Raw genomic sequence first — 20089 nt, 5'->3', positions numbered from 1 at the left:
TTCCAACTTTTGTGTTGATGTTGTTCTCTTTAGGTTTTAGATTGCCTGTTATTGAAACCAAGCTGACCGGTCGGCGCTGGTTGAACGGAATTATGTTACAAGGACAAAAAGATGAAACTTCAGGTATTACCGTTAAGTCAGGAAGCCTTCTGTGCTTATGGCGACGTTATCGAAACGCAGCAACGGGATTTTTTCCATATTAACAATGGCCTGGTGGAGCGCTATCACGATTTGGCGCTGGTTGAGATTCTTGAGCAAGACCGTACGCTTATCAGCATTAACCGCGCGCAACCGGCGAATCTGCCGCTGACCATCCACGAACTCGAACGTCATCCGCTGGGTACTCAGGCCTTTATCCCGATGAAAGGTGAAGTGTTTGTAGTGGTCGTGGCGTCAGGTGACGATAAACCAGACCTGTCAACGCTGCGGGCGTTTATCACCAACGGTGAGCAGGGGGTGAATTATCATCGTAACGTCTGGCATCACCCGCTTTTCGCCTGGCAGCGCGTCACCGATTTTCTGACCATCGATCGCGGCGGCAGTGACAACTGTGATGTTGAAAGTATTCCTGAACAGGAACTCTGTTTTGCGTGACGCCTGCAACCGACTTGCATAAGATAAACTAATTGTTCATTGTTTATGCTCACTTGTAGGTCGGAGTTAACGTAGGTATGACGGAAGTTAGACGGCGCGGCAGGCCAGGACAGGCGGAGCCTGTGGCACAGAAGGGCGCACAGGCGTTAGAGCGGGGAATTGCGATTCTGCAATATCTGGAAAAAAGTGGAGGAAGTTCGTCGGTTAGCGATATTTCTCTCAATCTGGATTTGCCGCTCTCGACGACCTTTCGCCTGTTAAAGGTTTTACAGGCAGCGGATTTTGTCTATCAGGACAGTCAGTTAGGCTGGTGGCATATAGGATTAGGTGTCTTTAACGTCGGCGCGGCGTACATCCATAACCGTGATGTCCTCTCCGTCGCCGGGCCGTTTATGCGCCGCCTGATGCTACTTTCCGGCGAGACGGTCAATGTCGCGATTCGTAACGGCAATGAAGCGGTATTAATTGGTCAGTTAGAGTGTAAATCGATGGTCAGGATGTGTGCGCCGCTGGGCAGTCGTCTGCCGCTGCATGCTTCCGGTGCGGGCAAGGCGCTGCTTTATCCGCTGGCGGAAGATGAGCTGATGAGCATCATCCTGCAAACGGGTTTGCAGCAGTTTACGCCAACTACGCTTGTGGATATGCCCACCTTGCTGAAGGACCTAGAACAAGCGCGTGAACTGGGCTATACCGTAGATAAAGAAGAGCATGTTGTAGGCCTGAATTGCATAGCTTCAGCAATTTACGATGATGTAGGTAGTGTTGTTGCCGCTATCTCCATCTCCGGGCCTTCATCAAGACTGACAGAAGATCGTTTTGTCAGTCAGGGTGAGCTGGTCAGAGACACCGCCCGCGATATCAGCACGGCGTTGGGACTGAAAGCTCATCCATAGTGTCTGTCGCATCCCGCTCTGCGGAGCGGGTTTTTTTGACAAAATTTGAAAGTTGGAAAATTTTTCCAATTAATAGAGGTAGGAATAAAATGGCAAAAATGAGAGCCGTTGACGCGGCAATGTATGTGCTGGAGAAAGAAGGTATCACCACCGCCTTCGGCGTTCCGGGAGCAGCAATCAATCCTTTCTATTCAGCGATGCGTAAGCACGGCGGTATTCGTCACATTCTGGCGCGTCACGTGGAAGGTGCGTCGCACATGGCGGAAGGCTATACCCGCGCAACGGCTGGGAATATCGGCGTTTGTCTGGGGACTTCAGGCCCGGCGGGTACTGACATGATCACCGCGCTCTATTCTGCTTCAGCTGATTCCATTCCTATTCTGTGCATTACCGGCCAGGCTCCGCGCGCCCGTCTGCATAAAGAAGATTTCCAGGCCGTAGATATCGAATCTATCGCCAAGCCGGTCAGTAAAATGGCGGTTACAGTACGTGAAGCGGCACTGGTGCCTCGTGTGCTGCAACAGGCATTTCACCTGATGCGTTCTGGTCGTCCGGGTCCGGTACTGGTGGATTTACCGTTCGACGTTCAGGTTGCGGAAATCGAGTTTGATCCTGACATGTACGAACCGCTGCCGGCTTACAAACCTGCTGCCAGCCGTATGCAGATCGAAAAAGCGGTAGAAATGTTAATTCAGGCCGAACGTCCGGTGATTGTTGCCGGGGGCGGGGTAATCAACGCCGATGCCGCGGCGCTGTTACAACAGTTTGCCGAACTGACCAGCGTTCCGGTGATCCCAACGCTGATGGGCTGGGGCTGTATTCCGGACGATCACGAACTGATGGCCGGGATGGTGGGTCTGCAAATCGCGCATCGTTACGGTAACGCAACGCTGCTGGCTTCCGACATGGTATTTGGTATCGGTAACCGTTTTGCCAACCGTCATACCGGTTCGGTAGAGAAATACACCGAAGGGCGCAAAATCGTTCATATCGATATTGAACCGACGCAAATTGGCCGCGTGCTGTGTCCGGATCTCGGCATTGTCTCCGACGCCAAAGCGGCGCTGACGCTGCTGGTTGAAGTGGCCCAGGAGATGCAAAAAGCAGGTCGTCTGCCGTGTCGTAAAGAATGGGTCGCCGACTGCCAGCAGCGCAAACGTACTTTGTTGCGTAAAACTCACTTCGACAACGTGCCAGTGAAACCGCAGCGCGTGTATGAAGAGATGAACAAAGCCTTTGGACGTGATGTTTGCTATGTCACCACCATCGGCCTGTCACAAATCGCTGCGGCGCAAATGCTGCATGTCTTTAAAGACCGTCACTGGATCAACTGTGGTCAGGCAGGCCCGCTGGGCTGGACCATTCCGGCGGCGCTGGGGGTTTGTGCCGCTGATCCAGAGCGCAATGTGGTGGCGATTTCCGGTGACTTCGACTTCCAGTTCCTGATTGAAGAATTAGCCGTTGGCGCACAGTTCAACATTCCGTACATCCATGTGCTGGTCAATAACGCCTATCTCGGTCTGATTCGCCAGTCGCAACGCGCATTTGATATGGATTACTGCGTACAGCTCGCGTTCGAAAATATTAACTCCAGTGATGTGAACGGTTACGGCGTTGACCACGTGAAAGTCGCGGAAGGTTTAGGTTGTAAAGCTATCCGCGTTTTCAAACCGGAAGATATTGCTCCAGCCTTTGAACAGGCGAAAGCCTTAATGGCGCAGTACCGTGTCCCGGTGGTGGTGGAAATTATGCTGGAACGTGTAACCAATATTTCGATGGGCAGTGAACTGGATAACGTCATGGAATTTGAAGATATCGCTGATAGCGCAGCGGACGCGCCAACTGAAACCTGCTTCATGCACTATGAATAAGGGAGATAAATAATGTTACGTTTCTCTGCTAATTTATCGATGTTATTTGGTGAATATGATTTTCTCGCCCGTTTTGAGAAAGCCGCGCAGTGTGGTTTTCGCGGTGTTGAATTTATGTTTCCTTATGACTACGACATTGAAGAATTAAAACATGTACTGGCGAGTAATAAACTCGAGCATACGTTACATAATTTACCGGCGGGTGACTGGGCGGCAGGCGAGCGGGGTATTGCCTGTATTCCTGGCCGTGAAGACGAGTTTCGTGATGGCGTAGCAGCAGCGATTCGTTATGCCCGTGTGTTGGGGAATAAAAAAATCAACTGTCTGGTCGGTAAAACGCCGGCTGGTTTCAGCAGTGAACAGATTCACGCAACGCTTGTGGAAAACCTGCGTTATGCCGCGAATATGTTGATGAAAGAAGATATTTTATTACTGATTGAACCTATCAACCATTTCGATATTCCTGGTTTCCATCTCACCGGAACTCAACAGGCGCTGAAACTGATTGACGATGTTGGTTGCTGCAATTTGAAAATACAGTATGACATTTATCACATGCAGCGGATGGAAGGTGAATTAACCAACACCATGACCCAATGGGCCGATAAAATTGGTCACCTGCAAATTGCCGATAATCCACATCGCGGCGAACCAGGGACCGGAGAAATTAATTACGAATATCTCTTTATGGTAATTGCGCAATCAAACTACGATGGGTGGGTAGGATGTGAATATAAACCGAAGACCACTACGGAAGAGGGATTAGCGTGGATTACCCCTTACTGCTAAATTAAAATATGCTGCAGACAAGGTTTTTAATACCTGGCTGGTGGGGAATGAAGTTATCTGTATTCGATAAATGATAGCAGTTGGCGCGATTTTAACAGGTGTTCCTATGTTTAATATTTCATTTAACCGCGAAAATATGTTGTCTGGTTTTCAGTGGTTTTTCTTCATTTTTTGTAACACCGTAGTGGTTCCGCCGACGTTGCTTTCGGCATTTCAGCTACCGCAAAGCTGTTTGCTGACACTGACGCAATATGCATTTCTGGCAACCGCATTAGCCTGTATCGCTCAGGCATTTTTCGGTCATCGCCGCGCTATTATGGAAGGGCCTGGAGGTTTATGGTGGGGAACGATCCTCACCATCACGTTGGGTGAATCATCGCGAGGTACACCGCTCAATGATATTGCCAATAGTCTGGTAGCAGGAATTGCGATTTCCGGCGTACTGACTATTTTAATTGGTATTAGTGGGTTAGGTCACCGTCTGGCACGCTTGTTCACCCCAACCGTGATGGTCGTTTTTATGTTGATGCTGGGCGCGCAGCTTACCACTATCTTCTTTAAGGGAATGTTAGGTTTGCCGTTTGGTATTGCCGACCCAAATTTTAAAATTCAGTTTCCAGCGTTTGCTCTGTCGGTAGCGGTAATGTGTCTGGTGCTGGCGATGATTATTTTTCTTCCCCAGCGTTTGGCACGTTATGGGGTATTGGTGGGGACAATACTAGGTTGGCTACTTTGGCGTTTCTGCTTTCCTTCATCGCCAATAATTCATTCTGAACTGCACTGGCAATGGTTTCCCTTGGGGAGCGGAGGCAAGTTATCCCCAGGGATTATTGTGACGGCGGTAATTACCGGTCTGGTTAATATCAGCAATACTTATGGTGCAGTCCGGGGTACTGATATTTTTTACCCACAACAAGGGGCGGGAAACAGACGTTATCGTCGAAGTTTCGTGGTCACAGGGGTGATGACGCTGGTGACGGTGCCGATGGCTATTATTCCCTTTTCTCCGTTCGTTTCGTCTATTGGTTTATTAACGCAAACTGGCGATGCGACACGTCGTTCATTTCTCTACGGTAGTGCGATTTGTTTGTTGGTAGCGATGACTCCGCCACTGACGCGCTTATTCAGCAGTATTCCGCTGCCGGTAACGAGTGCGGTAATGTTAGTGTCTTATTTGCCATTACTCTTTTCTGCGCTACTTTTTAGCCAACAAATTAACTTTACGGCGCGTAATGTTTGTCGACTCGCACTACCGTTATTTGTTGGGATCTTTTTAATGGGATTACCGCCGGTCTATTTACAGGATCTGCCATTAACGCTTCGCCCATTATTAAGTAACGGATTGCTGGTTAGTATTTTGTTGGCGGTGTTAATGGATAATCTGATTCCGTGGCATCGGCTGAAATGAGGTGACGGGTGACGAGAATTAGCCACCCGATATGGCTCAACTGAACTTACTCTGCGCCCACATCACACCGCTGGCATACTCCGGCGGCAGCAGCGGGATTAATGCTTCCAGCGTCGCGGTCAGACGCGATGTGTCGCTGTCGGTCAAATTCAAATGCCCCACTTTACGCCCCGGACGGACTTCTTTGTCGTACCAGTGCAGATGCACCAGCGGCAGTTTCAGCCAGTCATAATTCACATCGCTACCAATCAGGTTGATCATCACCGACGGACTATTCACTACTGGTTGCGGTAACGGCAGATCGGTAATCGCCCGCAGATGTAGCTCAAACTGGCTGATGCTGGCACCGTTTTGTGTCCAGTGACCGCTGTTATGCACACGCGGAGCCAGTTCGTTGATCAGCAGACCTTGCGGGGTGACAAAACACTCCATCGCCATCACGCCCACATAGCCCAGCTCCTGCATAATCGCCGACAGCATCTCTTCGGCTTGCGCTTGCTGCTGCGCATTGGCCTGCGGGAAAGCGACGCTTGTGCGCAAAATACCGTCCTGATGCAGGTTATGCGTCAGCGGATAAAACACGGTGCTGCCATCAAAACCGCGCGCGCCAACCAGCGATACTTCACCAGAGAAGTTAATGCCCTGCTCGACAATACATTCGCCGTAACACTCTTCCGGCAACTGTTCGGTTTCATTGGCGCGTAAACGCCATTGACCGCGACCGTCATAACCACCAGTGCGGCGCTTAACAATCGCCAGCTCACCTAAACGATCAAACACCGCAGGCCACTCGCTGCGATTAGCAAGTAATTGCCACGGTGCGGTCGGCAGGTGGAGCTTGTCGAAAAGCTGCTTCTGAGTCAGACGGTCGGCAATAATCGGGAACACATCGCGGTTCACAAAGGCCGGATGGCGCGCCAGCTCGCGGGTTAATGCGGTTTCCGGCCAGCGTTCGATCTCAGCGGTAATCACGCTTTGTTGAAAAGGCACCGCCGCCGGTTCAGCATCCAGTCCGACCGGCCAGACAGCAATACCTAACGGTTCGCCTGCCTGACGCAGCATTCGGCCTAACTGCCCGTTACCGAGCACGCAAACCTGTTTCATGCCGCACCTCGCGGGTCCGGGTTTTCCAGCACTTCGTCGGTTTGAGCTCTGCGCCAGTCATTCAGACGCTGGTGAAGTTCTTTATCGTGAGTTGCAAGAATTTGTGCTGCCAGTAACGCCGCGTTTGCCGCGCCAGCTTTACCAATCGCCAGCGTACCCACCGGAATGCCGCGCGGCATTTGTACGATAGAGTATAGGCTATCGACACCGCTCAGTGCGGCGCTCTGTACTGGCACGCCCAGCACCGGCACCAGCGTTTTGGCGGCAATCATGCCCGGCAGGTGCGCTGCGCCGCCTGCGCCCGCAATAATCACCTGATAACCGTTCTCTTCGGCGCTTTCGGCGAAGCTGAACAGTTTATCGGGGGTGCGGTGAGCAGAAACCACTTCAACGTGGTGCGGGACATTCAGGATTTCGAAGATTTCGGCGGCGAACTGCATGGTAGCCCAGTCGCTTTTGGACCCCATCACGATGGCGACACGCGCCGGATTATTGCGGGAAGACATGCGTCTTAAAACTCCTGTGGTGCACAACTCTCGGCTTTAGAGGGCACAGAGAATAGCACGGAAAGAGAGCAAGGAAAACGGTTGCGTAGCTGTGGAATCAGCAAAGTCGCGGGTATTTAAAACGGAAAATGAATCAACTCAACGTCATCCGCCGTGACTTTCACCATCGAACCTTCCGTATGCCAGGCTCCCAGTACCACGCGAAAAGCCGGTTGCTGATTGGCGATAAGTTCATGCACCGCCGGGCGATGGGTATGCCCGTGGATCAGCCATTGCACCTGATGTTTTTCCATCGCACTGACCACCGCGTTTTGGTTAACGTCCATGATCGCCAGCGATTTGCTGCTGTTGGCTTCTTTACTGTTCGCGCGCATTCGCGCGGCAATACGTTTGCGCACAAACAACGGCAGGGCGAGGAATAGCGTTTGCAGCCAGGGTTTGTGGACTTTGGCGCGGAAAGCCTGATAACCCGCATCATCGGTGCACAGCGTGTCGCCATGCATAATCAGCACCCGACGACCATAAAGTTCGAGCACCTTTTCTTCCGGCAATAACGTCATGCCGCTTTCACGGGCAAAGCGTTTGCCGAGCAGAAAATCACGGTTGCCATGAATGAAATAACAGGGAACGCCGGAATCGGACACCGCTTTGATCGCTGCGGCCATCTGGCGATGGAACGGGCAGGGATCGTCGTCGCCAATCCAGGCTTCAAACAGATCGCCAAGAATATACAGCGCGTCGGCGTTGCGGGCTTCTCCCGCTAAAAAACGCAGAAAACCGGCGGTGATCGCCGGTTCTTCCACGCAGAGATGAAGATCTGCAATAAAGAGTGTCGCCACGATTACTCGCTAACGGTCACGCTTTCAATGATAACGTCTTCTTTTGGCACGTCCTGGTGCATACCGCTACGACCGGTTGCAACACCTTTGATTTTGTCTACCACGTCCATGCCTTCAACCACTTCAGCAAACACGCAGTAGCCCCAACCTTGCAGGCTTTCGCCAGAGAAGTTCAGGAAGTCGTTATCAACCACGTTGATGAAGAACTGGGCAGTTGCAGAGTGCGGAGCCTGAGTACGGGCCATTGCCAGCGTACCACGAGTGTTTTTCAGACCGTTGTTGGCTTCGTTTTTGATCGGTTCTTTGGTGGCTTTTTGTTTCATGCCCGGTTCAAAACCGCCGCCCTGAATCATAAAACCGTTGATAACACGGTGGAAAATGGTGTTGTTGTAAAAACCTTCGCGGCAGTAGTCCAGGAAGTTTTTAACTGTTTCAGGTGCTTTATCGTCAAAAGTTTTGATGACAATATCGCCGTGATTGGTGTGGAAAGTAACCATTTTTGCATCCTGTTCCGTTTGATTGGTGCTTCAACCCTGTTCGGGTCATATATAGGGTGGTGTTATAGCATAACCGCACGATCGGATCATCTCGCAATGTATGCTGATTCGCGCGGGAAATATGGGTATTATACGCAACTCAATTACCCACACATGTCTAAACGGAATCTTCGATGCTAAAAATCTTCAATACTCTGACACGCCAAAAAGAGGAATTTAAGCCTATTCACGCCGGGGAAGTCGGCATGTACGTGTGTGGAATCACCGTTTACGATCTCTGTCATATCGGTCACGGGCGTACCTTTGTTGCTTTTGACGTGGTTGCGCGCTATCTGCGTTTCCTCGGCTATAAGCTGAAGTATGTGCGCAACATTACCGATATCGACGACAAAATCATCAAACGCGCCAATGAAAATGGCGAAAGCTTTGTAGCGCTGGTGGATCGCATGATCGCCGAAATGCACAAAGATTTTGATGCTTTGAACATTCTACGCCCGGATATGGAGCCGCGCGCGACGCACCATATCGCAGAAATTATTGAACTCACTGAACAACTGATCGCCAAAGGTCACGCTTATGTGGCGGACAACGGCGACGTGATGTTCGACGTCCCGACCGATCCGACTTATGGCGTGCTGTCGCGTCAGGATCTCGACCAGCTGCAGGCAGGCGCGCGCGTTGACGTGGTCGACGACAAACGCAACCCGATGGACTTCGTTCTGTGGAAGATGTCGAAAGAGGGCGAACCGAGCTGGCCGTCTCCGTGGGGCGCGGGCCGTCCAGGCTGGCACATTGAGTGTTCAGCAATGAACTGCAAACAGCTGGGTAACCACTTTGATATCCACGGCGGCGGCTCTGACCTGATGTTTCCACACCACGAGAACGAAATCGCTCAGTCCACCTGTGCGCATGATGGTCAGTATGTGAACTACTGGATGCACTCCGGGATGGTGATGGTTGACCGCGAGAAGATGTCCAAATCGCTGGGTAACTTCTTTACTGTGCGCGATGTGCTGAAATACTACGACGCGGAAACCGTGCGTTACTTCCTGATGTCGGGCCACTATCGCAGCCAGCTGAACTACAGCGAAGAGAACCTGAAGCAGGCGCGTGCGGCGCTGGAGCGTCTCTACACTGCGCTGCGCGGTACAGACAAAACCGTTGCTCCTGCCGGTGGCGAAGCGTTTGAAGCGCGCTTTATTGAAGCGATGGACGACGATTTCAACACCCCGGAAGCCTATTCCGTGCTGTTTGATATGGCACGTGAAGTGAACCGTCTGAAAGCAGAAGATATGGCAGCGGCGAATGCAATGGCATCTCACCTGCGTAAACTTTCCGCTGTATTGGGTCTGCTGGAGCAAGAACCGGAAGCGTTCCTGCAAAGCGGCGCGCAGGCAGACGACAGTGAAGTGGCTGAGATTGAAGCGTTAATTCAACAGCGTCTGGATGCCCGTAAAGCGAAAGACTGGGCGGCGGCAGATGCGGCACGTGACCGTCTTAACGAGATGGGGATCGTGCTGGAAGATGGCCCGCAAGGGACCACCTGGCGTCGTAAGTAATTGCTCTATTGCCGGATGCGAGTTCTCGCATCCGGTTATCGCCTGCGCCACCACAACATTCCCATCAGCACCATCCCCGGCAACCATACCCACATCAATTCAGAAATTATCACCTGATGCCCGTACGGTGTGGTGTAACGCGACAACGCAAACGGCGCGACTTTAATCACCTGCCAGGGAGCGAAAAAGCGTTCATCTGACCACGGCCACAGCCAGCCAACACCTTTACCGCCAGTGGTTACCGAATCCAGCAAGCTGTGCGATAGCAACGAGACGGTTAAAAACAGCCAGCAGCGAATCAGCCCAGCCCTGAACCATCGACGTCCAATCAGCACACATAACAGCGGGACAACAAACGCAAACACCAGCGAATGGGTAAACCCGCGATGACCAAAAACATTGCCGTAAGCAACGCCAAATTTAAACGACAATACGTCGGCATCAGGCAGCATCGCCAGGACGATTCCGGCAAATAACAGACGCGGAGGGATGACTTTCGAACCCAACCCTAAACCAATGCAAAGGGGAACGGCGGCGTGCGTAATAACGGTTGGCATGATGATCGCTTCGGCAAAATGTCGATGCTATCAGCATGGATGAATGGGGCGTAGAGGGCAAAAGTCTGAAAAGAGAACCGGCCTGTTGATACAGGCCGGGAAAGGGATCAGGCAACAACCTGTACGCTGTGACCTGCAAAACTCACTGTCTGACCGGCGACGATTTTGCAGCGTTTACGCGTTTCAACTTCGCCGTCAACTTTTACCTGGCCTTCGGCTATCGCGATTTTCGCCTGCGCGCCGCTTTCGCTCCAGCCTTCCAGTTTCAGCAAGTCGCACAGCTCAACGTGCGGATGTTTACCTAAAGAAAATGTCGCCATGTTACTCACCCTGTGGATCATGATATTCAACGCACGCCTGTAGCGTGTTTTCAATCAGCGTGGCAACCGTCATCGGGCCAACGCCGCCCGGAACAGGCGTAATGTATGAGGCGCGTTTAGCCGCGTCTTCAAACACGACGTCGCCCACAACTTTGCCATTTTCCAGACGGTTGATGCCGACATCAATCACAATTGCGCCTTCTTTGATCCAGTCACCAGGAATAAAGCCTGGCTTACCGACGGCAACGATCAACAGATCGGCGTTTTCTACATGATGACGCAGATTTTTAGTGAAGCGGTGAGTCACGGTGGTGGTGCAACCTGCGAGCAACAGTTCCATGCTCATCGGGCGGCCAACGATATTCGATGCGCCAATCACCACGGCGTTGAGGCCGAAGGTATCAATGTTGTAACGCTCAAGCAGCGTGACGATACCGCGCGGGGTGCAAGGACGCAGACGCGGAGCACGCTGGCACAGACGACCGACGTTGTAAGGATGGAAACCGTCCACGTCTTTGTCCGGGTGAATACGTTCCAGCACTTTGACGTTATCAATACCCGCCGGTAATGGCAGTTGTACCAGAATGCCATCGATGGTGTTGTCGGCATTCAGTACATCGATAAGCTCCAGCAGCTCTGCTTCGCTGGTGGTTTCCGGAAGGTCGTATGAGCGGGAGATAAATCCCACCTCTTCGCAAGCTTTGCGTTTGCTTGCGACATAAATTTGCGATGCAGGGTTGCTACCCACCAGCACAACGGCCAGTCCTGGCGCCCGCAGTCCGGCCGCAATACGCGCCTGAACTTTTTGAGCAACCTCAGAGCGCACCTGCTGCGCAATCGTTTTACCATCTATAATCTTTGCTGCCATCAGAGAGAGGATTCCATCTGTTACGTAGGTCGAAGGGGATGCGCCTATTTTGTCAGAAGCGGGGCGCGCTGTCAGGTTTCGTTTTCTGGACTATCTGTAATCCGCTGTTTTTTTGGGCAACAGCGCGTTGCTGGTTTGATAGTTACCCGGCTCATATAAACGCACAATTTTTCGTAACGTAAGAAAATAGTACTCTTTATAAATGAAAAACAGGTTTACCTGTTCCAGACTGGGGGCGGATATGTGTTTCCTTGCTTTCATGGTGAGATAAATAGACACCGCCGTACACTTGTTCAGCAACCGGTTCAAAAGCCATTGACTCAGCAAGGGTTGACCGTATAATTCACGCGATTACAGCATCTCGCGGTGTAATGCGCCCTTAGCTCAGTTGGATAGAGCAACGACCTTCTAAGTCGTGGGCCGCAGGTTCGAATCCTGCAGGGCGCGCCATTACAATTCAATCAGTTACGCCTTCTTTATTTCCCCATAATTTCAGAAATGGAACATCTTTGAGGCGTCATTACCAAAATGTCGTCTGTTTTCCTCGCGTGCTCCGTCAAATGATTCGGCGCAAGGTGAGCATATCTACGCACCATTTCTATGGATTCTCATCCGCCCATTTCCTGAAGCACTGATGAAAAACATCAATGAATGCACCAGGAGGAAACTGATGAGTTAGGTTCAAACTGTAGTACAATTCTCTTCGGTATTAACAGGAAAGAATAGGCTATGAACCCTTATATTTATCTTGGTGGTGCAATACTTGCAGAGGTTATTGGTACAACCTTAATGAAGTTTTCAGAGGGTTTTACACGGTTATGGCCCTCTGTTGGTACAATTATTTGTTACTGTGCATCATTCTGGTTATTAGCTCAGACGCTGGCTTATATTCCTACAGGGATTGCTTATGCTATCTGGTCAGGAGTCGGTATCGTCCTGATTAGTTTACTTTCCTGGGGATTTTTCGGCCAACGGTTGGATCTGCCAGCCATTATCGGCATGATGTTGATTTGTGCCGGAGTGTTGGTGATTAATTTGTTGTCACGAAGTGCACCACATTAAAAATAGTTTCGTTCGAGTTTAATAAAATGCATCAGCCCGTATGTTTATACGGGCTGCTTTTTTACGCTACAATAATGCAAATGATAGTGGACAAAAAACACAATCAGTCGATGGATTCACCGTAGGATGCAACTGCCTGAGCGGGGAAACCCCCGCTCAATTCCTGTCTGACCCCTTCATTTTCCAGCCAATAATAAGTATTACTTTCTTTATTCAAAGCGTAAATTCTACAAATACCTGCACCCTCACTATTTGTGTTCCATCCACTATTAGCTACATTGCCCCATTCCTGGTAAAGTCCTGCGTTAACTTCTCGCTTGATAATATGTCCTGAATTATGATCATTATAATCGTAACTATCAATATCATGCGCTTCAGGAAATTCTCCGCTCATTTTTTCAATCCACGGTAAAATATCTTTAACTGACTTATAAGTTTCAATGCTGTATTTGAAAAAAACGTCTCACAGTAAAAATATAAATACCGGCAGATTTGTTCGTTGATTTATCAGTGGCGAAAATAGCAAAAATCTTCCCAATACACTTTTCGTCAACGTCAGGAAAAGTTACTGTGCCATCCTGACTGACCGCCAGAACATCATTGTCTGCATCAGTGCTACAGCTCCATTTTACCTTGTCATTATTAACCGGGTCATTATCAATAACCATCTTGAAGGTGGCGCCTGGAAACAAGCAGTTAGGAAAATGGTAACCATTCTTCATATCATTTTTAATATCATAGATATGGTTGTCAACTAAAACGCCTGTAATTTTACTCATCATTAACTCTCTTTGTTTATTAAATAAAAGGTTTTATTCCTGTGTAAAGGAATAAGCTGATATTAATGCAACTGATGAATAATTGTTCTTATTTAATAGTTATATGGTGGCATGAATATGATTATATAATGCCTCTGAGTAGTGGCTACACCGATTATTTGTGTCCAATTAATATTTACAGGATTCTGACCAGGAAAGTGAAAAGGAAAGGAGCAAGCAAAGTTGCTCCCTTAAATCATTAATACTCAAGAATGCCGTGAGCGACAGGCAAATAGCGCAGGGAGAAATAGAGCGTGTCTTTGCCGCAGGAGGAACGTTTCGCTAACAGCGAAGCAATTTCTGCATCCGGTTTTGGTTTTGCTTCAAAGGTTTTACCTTTACCGGCGACAAACAGTTCATAAACAACGCCGCTGGCGGGGGAGAACGTTTGGCAATCGGCACTGGCCTGCAGATAACGCTCACGCTGTTCGGCAGTAAGTTTATCGACGCCGCTACCATCCTGAACCCAGACGTGGATGCCAGTAGATTTCACTTGTTCCAGCAGTTGCCGATAGCCATCGGGCGACATGTTTCCGGCGAAAAAGCTACTGATATAAACCGGTTTTGCCGAAACATCACTGATCAGCCGTTGTGAGTTGTTTAACCACTTCAGCAATGGCTGGCGAGCGGCTTCGCTGCGCCAGTTCAGGTCGTCAATTTCTGCGCTGATATACCAGCCATCCGGCGTAACGCCGGGTGCGGCGCTCCATAATCTGGCCTGCTGGAGATCGGCGACCAGCAGGCGATTAAGATAGCTCTCCAGCGCCGCGGACGACTGCTTCTGATGCAGAAAAAATTCCGGATCGGCATGCAAACCAACAATCAGCTTCAGGCCAGCTTGTTGCGCAGCTGCGGCACGCTTAAACAATAATGCCCGCTGTTCTGGCTGGGTGAACGCATCGCCGTAACGGGTCCATTGCATAATCAGGGTGTCGAATCCTTGCAAATGCAACTGACTCATCAGCCCACGCCACTGGGCGTCGGTGACCTGACTATCGCGGTTTTGTGGCTGCCAGATAATACCTTTCATCGCAAAGGAAAAAGGACTGACCAACAAAAGTGTCAGCAATACGAAAATTAACTTACGCATTTACCAGTGCACTCCAATGGTGAGAAACGCGTTGTTGCGCTCCCCTGTACGTTGATTAATCGCCTTAAAGGTATGTTGATATTCGACGCCGAGACTGACTTTGTGCGGCCAGGCGTCGTAGTGCGTCTCGCCGGTCCAGATGTTCCAGCGAACGCCGACGCCGCCCACCTGCGCGCCCTGAGTACCTTTATCCCGATAGCCGTTACCTTGTACGTGAGCGTAAGGTTCAATAGTCTGCCCGTTCGCTACCTTCTGGTGCCAGCTCACTCGATAATCTGCCGTCCACGCCTGAATATCCTGACGAAAATATTGCGCCGCATCGAGATACAGGTTTTGCGCAAACCAGCCAGAACCGTTCGGGTGCCACTCATCGCTGTATTTTCCGCCGTTAAAGAACGAGGCGCTGGCACGCAGCATGGTGTCGGAGGCGCCATTTTGCCCGTTTAGTGGGAACTGCTGTTCAACGGCGAGGAAAAAGATCTGATCGCGCAGCGGCTTCCAGCGCAATCCGGTGCCGGACATCGGATTTTTCACCGGCATCATCACTCCGTTTTCTCCGGTATCGGCAAAGACGCGGCTATAAACCGAGAGCAGGTCGCCTTCCAGCAGCATATTGCGCCCGATGCGGTACTCAGCTTCCAGTTGCCCGTAGCTACGATAGCTTTTCCCTGGCGCCGAACCGCCGACATTATTGCTTGCCGAGCTCATTGCCCCTGAGCGTAACCCGATGGAGGAATCAAAATTAAAACTCCAGCGGCGACCGGTATCCTCATGCAAACGACGGAAATTAAAGCGTTGTTGATTTTGTTCCGGCGTTAGCGGTGTAATCAGCGCCTGATTATCAATGTCATCAATCACCAGCCGGGCGTAGTGCTGCGTCACAGGCATATCATCCAGACGTTGATTCACGTAGGCCAGTTGTCGGATCAGTGCCGGATCGTCCGGTAGCCCTTTATGCGCCTGTTCCAGCATTTCCCGCGACTGCGCGATATCACCGCTATCCCACAGGGCGTAGCCGAGCGCCGCCTGGGTGTTGCTGTTATTGGGCTCCAGTTCAAGCGCGGCGCGCAAATCACTCACCGCGGCCGGGACATTATGACGTTGCCGATAAATCGTTGCCCGCGCGACGTAAGCGTTGGCAGAAGGCGCAATATTGATTGAGCGAGTGAGATCGTTCAGTGCGAGTTCTGGCTGAGCTGGGATATAACGTTGCGCATGCAGCCACCAGTATTGGGCATTGTTTCCCAGCCCACGTTGTTCTGCCTGTTGAAGCCAGCGATCGCGAGCCGCGCCATTTCCTGCCGCCTGAGCGGTATTGGCGGCAGCAAGTAGATCTTCATTGCTCATTTCGTGAAGGCTGATTTTCTCCCAGGCTGCCAGGGCGGTGCTGTAATCTTCCACCTGGTAAGCCTGATAAGCCACGGCGCGATGTTGCCAGGCGTTCGGTTGCCTTTTTTCCGCCTGAAGCCATGCATATAACGCCACGCCGGGGAGTGTTTCCCGATAACACTTCGCCAGGCGGTTCCAGGCGGCAGCATCGTAAGAAGGTGACATATCCCCAAGCAAACGAACGATTGCTGGGCAATTATCTGCAATACCCGGCAACTGACTTTGCCACTGACGTTGCGCCGCCAGCGGCAAGGGTTTCGATAAAATCGCCACTTTTGCAGGTGTCGCCAGGTAAGGATGACGATCCAACAGAGACGCTAGTCGCGCCATTAAAGTATGGCTGACGGTCGCATCACCCTGGAAAGGATAGCGTTGCAATAATAAATCGGCAGCTTCGCGTGACTGCTCGTTCTGCATCAGTTGCCAGGTCAGTTGATCCAGACGCGTAAGATTTGCCGGTTCTCGCTGATACAACAATCGTGCCAGACGCAGGGCTTCAGCCTTGTTACGGGTCGCTACGCTAACGGCATAACGCTCTTCAAGCATTTCATCGGCGGGGAGGGTAGCGAGCAGTCTTTGCGCCGCGTCGTACTGACCTTCTTTTAACAGCACCGGTAGCGTTACGCCAACAACATACTGGCGGTTATCGGCAAACTCTACCGTATAATTCGCCAACGCCTGAATGGGGTTGGCGCTGTATTTCGATAACAGATAGAGCCAGCTTTTCTCTTGTGTGTCCGTGGTAAATAGCGGCGTATTTTCAGCGAGATAACGCTGGAGGCGTGCTTTTTCGCCACGATAAGCCAGCGCAGTCGCGTAAGTAATGTACGACTGTGGATCGGTGAAGATCCCCACTGATTGCAGAGCAAGGATCCGATCATCCAGCTGCCCGGCAAGAAGCACGTCAAACCACTGACGGCGCTCTGCCGCGCTTAATGTATTCTGCTGGCGTGCTTCATTGTATAGCGTATCTGCCTGCGACCATTGTTTCAGGTAGATTGCTCGTTGCAGCAGATCGGTCCGCAACGTTCTCCCTTCCGGCGACGCGGCAAACTTTGCATCGTCCAGTTGCGATCTGGCGACAGGCAACTGCGCCAGCCGCAGCGCATTCTGCCCAACTTCACTGCGGCAACGCAGGGTCGGCGCAGCATCGCACGCTTTTTGCTGGGCAAGCAGCTCTTCAACAGTCGTGACGCTTTTCACTTCAACCGGAATAGCTGCCAGACTGCGCGCAAGTCGGGCATCTCCTGGGTGACGTTTCAGTTGATCCTCAAGCAATAATCGCGCGCGGTCATCATGACCAAAATGGCGATAAGCTTCCGCCAGATATAACGTCAGCGGAATATTATCCGGCACCTGCTGGTATATATATTCAAATTCGCGGATGGCGGTTGCTTCGTCGTTATTTTTCTGTGCCTTCAGCGCCTTATCGAGACGGGGATAAATAACAAAATGGCGATAGTCGCTCAGCCCCAGCTCTTTTGCGCTGGTGCCGATATTGTCTGCGAGTGCGCTGGTACTCAATAAAGACGTCAGCAGTAAACCAGACCATCCGATGACGCGATTAAGGTTATTCTCCTTCATTTTCGGACTCCAGTTGCGCAACCTGTTCGGTGGTTAAACCTGCTTTGAGTAATAATGATTGCATCGAAACTTGTAATTCGCGTTGAATTGACAGTACGCGATCCAGCGTTTCCTGGCTGATAACGCCTTCGGTGACCAAAAACTTGCCGAGCGGCAGAGAGCTGCGTTCATGGCGCAATAACAACACGTTAATTGCTGAACGATTAATATGACCGAGCGTGGTCAGTATTTCGGCGAACAGGAACTGATGCGGCACATATTGCCGCCAGATTTCACCGGCCTGCTGTTCCGTGAGCCACTGATGCTGAACCGCATTGTACAACATTGCCCGTGGATCGTGACCGCGCCGACGTGCATACCAGTGACGTAATCCGGTGACAATTTGTCCACGCAGAACAATGACGTAACGTACTTTTCGTCCGACCTTACGCGCCAGCGCCGCCAGAGAAACCGGGTCAATGCCATCTTCACTGCCGACAATTAATTCATCATTTTCCAGACGCAGCGGCAGCACTGCATAATGCAGAGCCACGGAGGCCGGCATCGCGGCAATCAGCGAAGAAGGGATCTGCCAGGCATCGATGGATTCCCACGCCACGCCGTTTTGTTCAGCCAGCGCTTGCGCCAGTTGTTCGGCGCTGATCAATCCTTGCATTAGCATCGAACCGCCGAGACGTAAACCTTCGACACGATTACGCAGTGCTGTATCGAGTTGCTCTTCGGTGATGACCTGATTTTCCAGCAGAATTTGACCTAACGGGCGCAACGAACGGGTATCGCCAGTCACGCTGGGGAAGTCATGCGTTGTTTTATCCCACGCGACGCGACGTGGATCGCCGTGTTGAAGTACCTGTTTTAACGCTCGCCAGTTGGCCATGAAGTTAATCAGGTTGCCCCAGAACAGACGCAGGATGGAAAGCAGGCCCTGTGTCAAACCGTAGTAGCCGGTGACAAAAATCACCCGCTGCACAATGCGGTTAACCATCAAGCCAAAGTTTAGCCACAGCAGGGTCATAAACCATGCACTGCCGCTGAAGATAGAAAGGAAATGCCAGGCATCAGGCCACAAGCTTTCATACGCCAGCAACAGCAAAAGCTGGATCATTACCAGCATCGCGAGGAAGCTGACAAAGTTACTGATTGCCCCTTTGCGGTCGCGCCAGAGAAAGTAGTTCAGCGTCAGGCTGGAGGTCCATTTGTGGGTTTAAAACCCTGGAAAACAATGCCGATGATCCAACGAGACTTTTGCCGAACCGCAGTCGAAAAGGTATCGGGGAAATATTCGCGCACGCAGATCATGTTTGATGTCCGCGCGTGCTGTAAAAATTTACGCTGCTCGCGTTCTTTGGCTTCGTCCACCACCGGAAAACGGACAAAAATTTCCGTCATACCTTTCTCTTTCAGGCGGAAACCAATGTCGTAATCTTCAGTAAGACTCTGCACGTCGAAAGCGATACCGTCACCGTCGGCTAACAGCGCGGTCACGGCGCGGCGGCTGAAGCAGGTACCGACGCCTGCGCTAGGCACCTGTCCGGCGAGAGCTTCACGCACCGGAACATCTTTGCCATGCAGTTCTGAAAACTCATCGATATAGGTCATGCTGGTGAAGTGCGTCCATTCGCGTTCGAACGGATACACCGGGATCTGAATCAGATCTTTACGCTCAACCAGATAATTGAACAGTCGCAATTCCATTGGCGAAATCACGTCTTCAGCATCATGCAGGATAAAACCAGCAAAGGCGAAATTGGCGCTACGTTCAAACTGGGTAATGGCATCCAGCACATTGTTCAGACAGTCTGCTTTACTGGTGGGGCCTGGACGTGCGCAGACCACCTTGTGCACGTTCGGGAAGCGAGCGCACACTTCGTCAACATCACGCTGAGTATCGGGGTCGTTGGGGTAAGTGCCAACAAAGATATGATAGTTTTCGTAGTCGAGCGTGGTTGCCGCCAGTTCGGCCATATTGCCGATGACGCCAGTCTCATTCCACGCCGGAACCATAATCGCTAACGGTTTTTCATCTGGTTTATACAGTTCGCGGTAACTCATTCGCGGGTAGCGGCGATAAACACTCAACTTGCGCTTAATGCGGCGTACCCAGTAGACGACATCAATGAAAAAATCGTCCAGCCCGCTGATGAACATAATGACCGCTAACGTTATCGCGATTACTTTTAAGCCGTAGAGCCAGGTAGCAAAAACATCAAGAAGCCAGTCCACACAAAAACCTTACATTAACGCTGGTTATGTTTAGGGTGGCGTATATTAAGGTTTTTTATGAATCGTGACAGCTTTTTATCATTAATAGGTAGGATTATTGCGGCACGTTATTTTTACA

General features: G+C 51.0%; 18 protein-coding genes, 1 tRNA gene and 2 pseudogenes. 8 read left to right on the top strand and 13 right to left on the bottom strand.

Translation table 11 applies throughout. The features are described 5' to 3' along the window. The first annotated feature begins 111 nt into the window (after positions 1-111). The 5 genes from allA (at position 112) to AACU94_RS14710 (ending at position 5555) form a co-directional block, all read left to right on the top strand. Positions 112-594, top strand: a complete 483-nt coding sequence (gene allA / locus AACU94_RS14730) for an ureidoglycolate lyase (protein ID WP_130206359.1) — start codon at positions 112-114, stop codon at positions 592-594. Positions 595-671: 77 nt separating this feature from the next. Next, complete coding sequence (gene allR, locus AACU94_RS14725) at positions 672-1487, top strand: HTH-type transcriptional repressor AllR (RefSeq protein WP_130223150.1); 816 nt, start codon at positions 672-674, stop codon at positions 1485-1487. A gap of 89 nt (positions 1488-1576) precedes the next feature. Further along, positions 1577-3358: a glyoxylate carboligase gene (gcl, locus tag AACU94_RS14720; protein ID WP_135489663.1), complete on the top strand. Its 1782-nt coding sequence runs from the start codon at positions 1577-1579 to the stop codon at positions 3356-3358. Between the two features lie 12 nt (positions 3359-3370). After that, positions 3371-4147: a hydroxypyruvate isomerase gene (gene hyi / locus AACU94_RS14715; RefSeq protein ID WP_135489662.1), complete on the top strand. Its 777-nt coding sequence runs from the start codon at positions 3371-3373 to the stop codon at positions 4145-4147. A gap of 106 nt (positions 4148-4253) precedes the next feature. Next, positions 4254-5555 carry a uracil/xanthine transporter gene (locus AACU94_RS14710; protein ID WP_135489661.1) on the top strand — a complete coding sequence of 434 codons (1302 nt, stop codon included), beginning with the start codon at positions 4254-4256 and terminating at the stop codon, positions 5553-5555. A gap of 36 nt (positions 5556-5591) precedes the next feature. On the opposite strand, the gene purK is transcribed toward AACU94_RS14710, so the two are convergent. The 4 genes from purK to ppiB form a co-directional block, all read right to left on the bottom strand. Continuing rightward, positions 5592-6659 carry a 5-(carboxyamino)imidazole ribonucleotide synthase gene (gene purK, locus AACU94_RS14705; RefSeq protein WP_130258570.1) on the bottom strand — a complete coding sequence of 356 codons (1068 nt, stop codon included), beginning with the start codon at positions 6657-6659 and terminating at the stop codon, positions 5592-5594. Next, the gene (gene purE, locus AACU94_RS14700) at positions 6656-7165 is read right to left on the bottom strand and encodes a 5-(carboxyamino)imidazole ribonucleotide mutase (RefSeq protein WP_135489660.1); all 510 of its coding nucleotides are present in this window, start codon (positions 7163-7165) and stop codon (positions 6656-6658) included. Before purE ends, purK begins: the two co-directional genes overlap by 4 nt. A 116-nt stretch (positions 7166-7281) precedes the next feature. Beyond that, positions 7282-8004, bottom strand: coding sequence for a UDP-2,3-diacylglucosamine diphosphatase (gene lpxH, locus AACU94_RS14695; RefSeq protein WP_135489659.1), 723 nt, complete (start codon positions 8002-8004; stop codon positions 7282-7284). Positions 8005-8006: 2 nt separating this feature from the next. Then, positions 8007-8501 (bottom strand): peptidylprolyl isomerase B, encoded by a 495-nt coding sequence (gene ppiB / locus AACU94_RS14690; protein ID WP_000256002.1) that lies wholly within the window; start codon positions 8499-8501, stop codon positions 8007-8009. 173 nt (positions 8502-8674) lie between these two features. Here ppiB and cysS point away from each other — a divergent pair, with 173 nt between their 5' ends. After that, entirely contained in the window at positions 8675-10060 is a 1386-nt protein-coding gene (gene cysS / locus AACU94_RS14685; protein ID WP_000912345.1) for a cysteine--tRNA ligase, read from the top strand. A 35-nt stretch (positions 10061-10095) separates the two neighbouring features. Here cysS and AACU94_RS14680 read toward each other — a convergent pair whose 3' ends face one another. From AACU94_RS14680 to folD, 3 genes are all read right to left on the bottom strand, one after another. Further along, on the bottom strand, positions 10096-10617 hold the full coding sequence (locus AACU94_RS14680; RefSeq protein WP_112036600.1) for a metal-dependent hydrolase: 522 nt from the start codon (positions 10615-10617) through the stop codon (positions 10096-10098). Between the two features lie 107 nt (positions 10618-10724). Further along, positions 10725-10937 carry a ribosome-associated protein YbcJ gene (ybcJ, locus tag AACU94_RS14675; RefSeq protein ID WP_130206373.1) on the bottom strand — a complete coding sequence of 71 codons (213 nt, stop codon included), beginning with the start codon at positions 10935-10937 and terminating at the stop codon, positions 10725-10727. 1 nt (position 10938) lies between these two features. Then, a complete protein-coding gene (gene folD, locus AACU94_RS14670) occupies positions 10939-11805 on the bottom strand; it encodes a bifunctional methylenetetrahydrofolate dehydrogenase/methenyltetrahydrofolate cyclohydrolase FolD (RefSeq protein ID WP_064529024.1) in 867 nt (288 codons plus the stop codon). Between the two features lie 373 nt (positions 11806-12178). On the opposite strand from folD, the gene AACU94_RS14665 reads away from it, so the two are divergent. Next, positions 12179-12255 (top strand) — tRNA-Arg (locus tag AACU94_RS14665). A gap of 15 nt (positions 12256-12270) precedes the next feature. Here AACU94_RS14665 and AACU94_RS14660 read toward each other — a convergent pair. Continuing rightward, positions 12271-12440: pseudogene (locus AACU94_RS14660) on the bottom strand (integrase); the annotation flags it as partial. A 94-nt stretch (positions 12441-12534) separates the two neighbouring features. Here AACU94_RS14660 and emrE point away from each other — a divergent pair. Further along, positions 12535-12867, top strand: a complete 333-nt coding sequence (gene emrE / locus AACU94_RS14655; protein WP_001070440.1) for a multidrug efflux SMR transporter EmrE — start codon at positions 12535-12537, stop codon at positions 12865-12867. A 103-nt stretch (positions 12868-12970) separates the two neighbouring features. On the opposite strand, the gene AACU94_RS14650 is transcribed toward emrE, so the two are convergent. The 5 genes and pseudogenes from AACU94_RS14650 to nfrB form a co-directional block, all read right to left on the bottom strand. After that, the gene (locus AACU94_RS14650; RefSeq protein WP_240726483.1) at positions 12971-13261 is read right to left on the bottom strand and encodes a hypothetical protein; all 291 of its coding nucleotides are present in this window, start codon (positions 13259-13261) and stop codon (positions 12971-12973) included. Positions 13262-13304: 43 nt separating this feature from the next. Next, complete coding sequence (locus tag AACU94_RS14645) at positions 13305-13649, bottom strand: hypothetical protein (protein WP_240726481.1); 345 nt, start codon at positions 13647-13649, stop codon at positions 13305-13307. Between the two features lie 235 nt (positions 13650-13884). Next, entirely contained in the window at positions 13885-14775 is an 891-nt protein-coding gene (locus AACU94_RS14640) for a DUF4434 family protein (protein WP_135489658.1), read from the bottom strand. Next, on the bottom strand, positions 14776-17748 hold the full coding sequence (nfrA, locus tag AACU94_RS14635; protein ID WP_135489657.1) for a bacteriophage adsorption protein NfrA: 2973 nt from the start codon (positions 17746-17748) through the stop codon (positions 14776-14778). Next, positions 17735-19971, bottom strand: a pseudogene (gene nfrB, locus AACU94_RS14630) (cyclic di-3',5'-guanylate-activated glycosyltransferase NfrB). Before nfrB ends, nfrA begins: the two are co-directional and overlap by 14 nt. Positions 19972-20089 lie beyond the last annotated feature (118 nt).

The organism is Escherichia sp. E4702 (genome assembly GCF_963883545.1).
Classification (GTDB): Bacteria; Pseudomonadota; Gammaproteobacteria; order Enterobacterales; family Enterobacteriaceae; genus Escherichia.
This window is presented reverse-complemented; position numbering and strand designations above follow the sequence as displayed.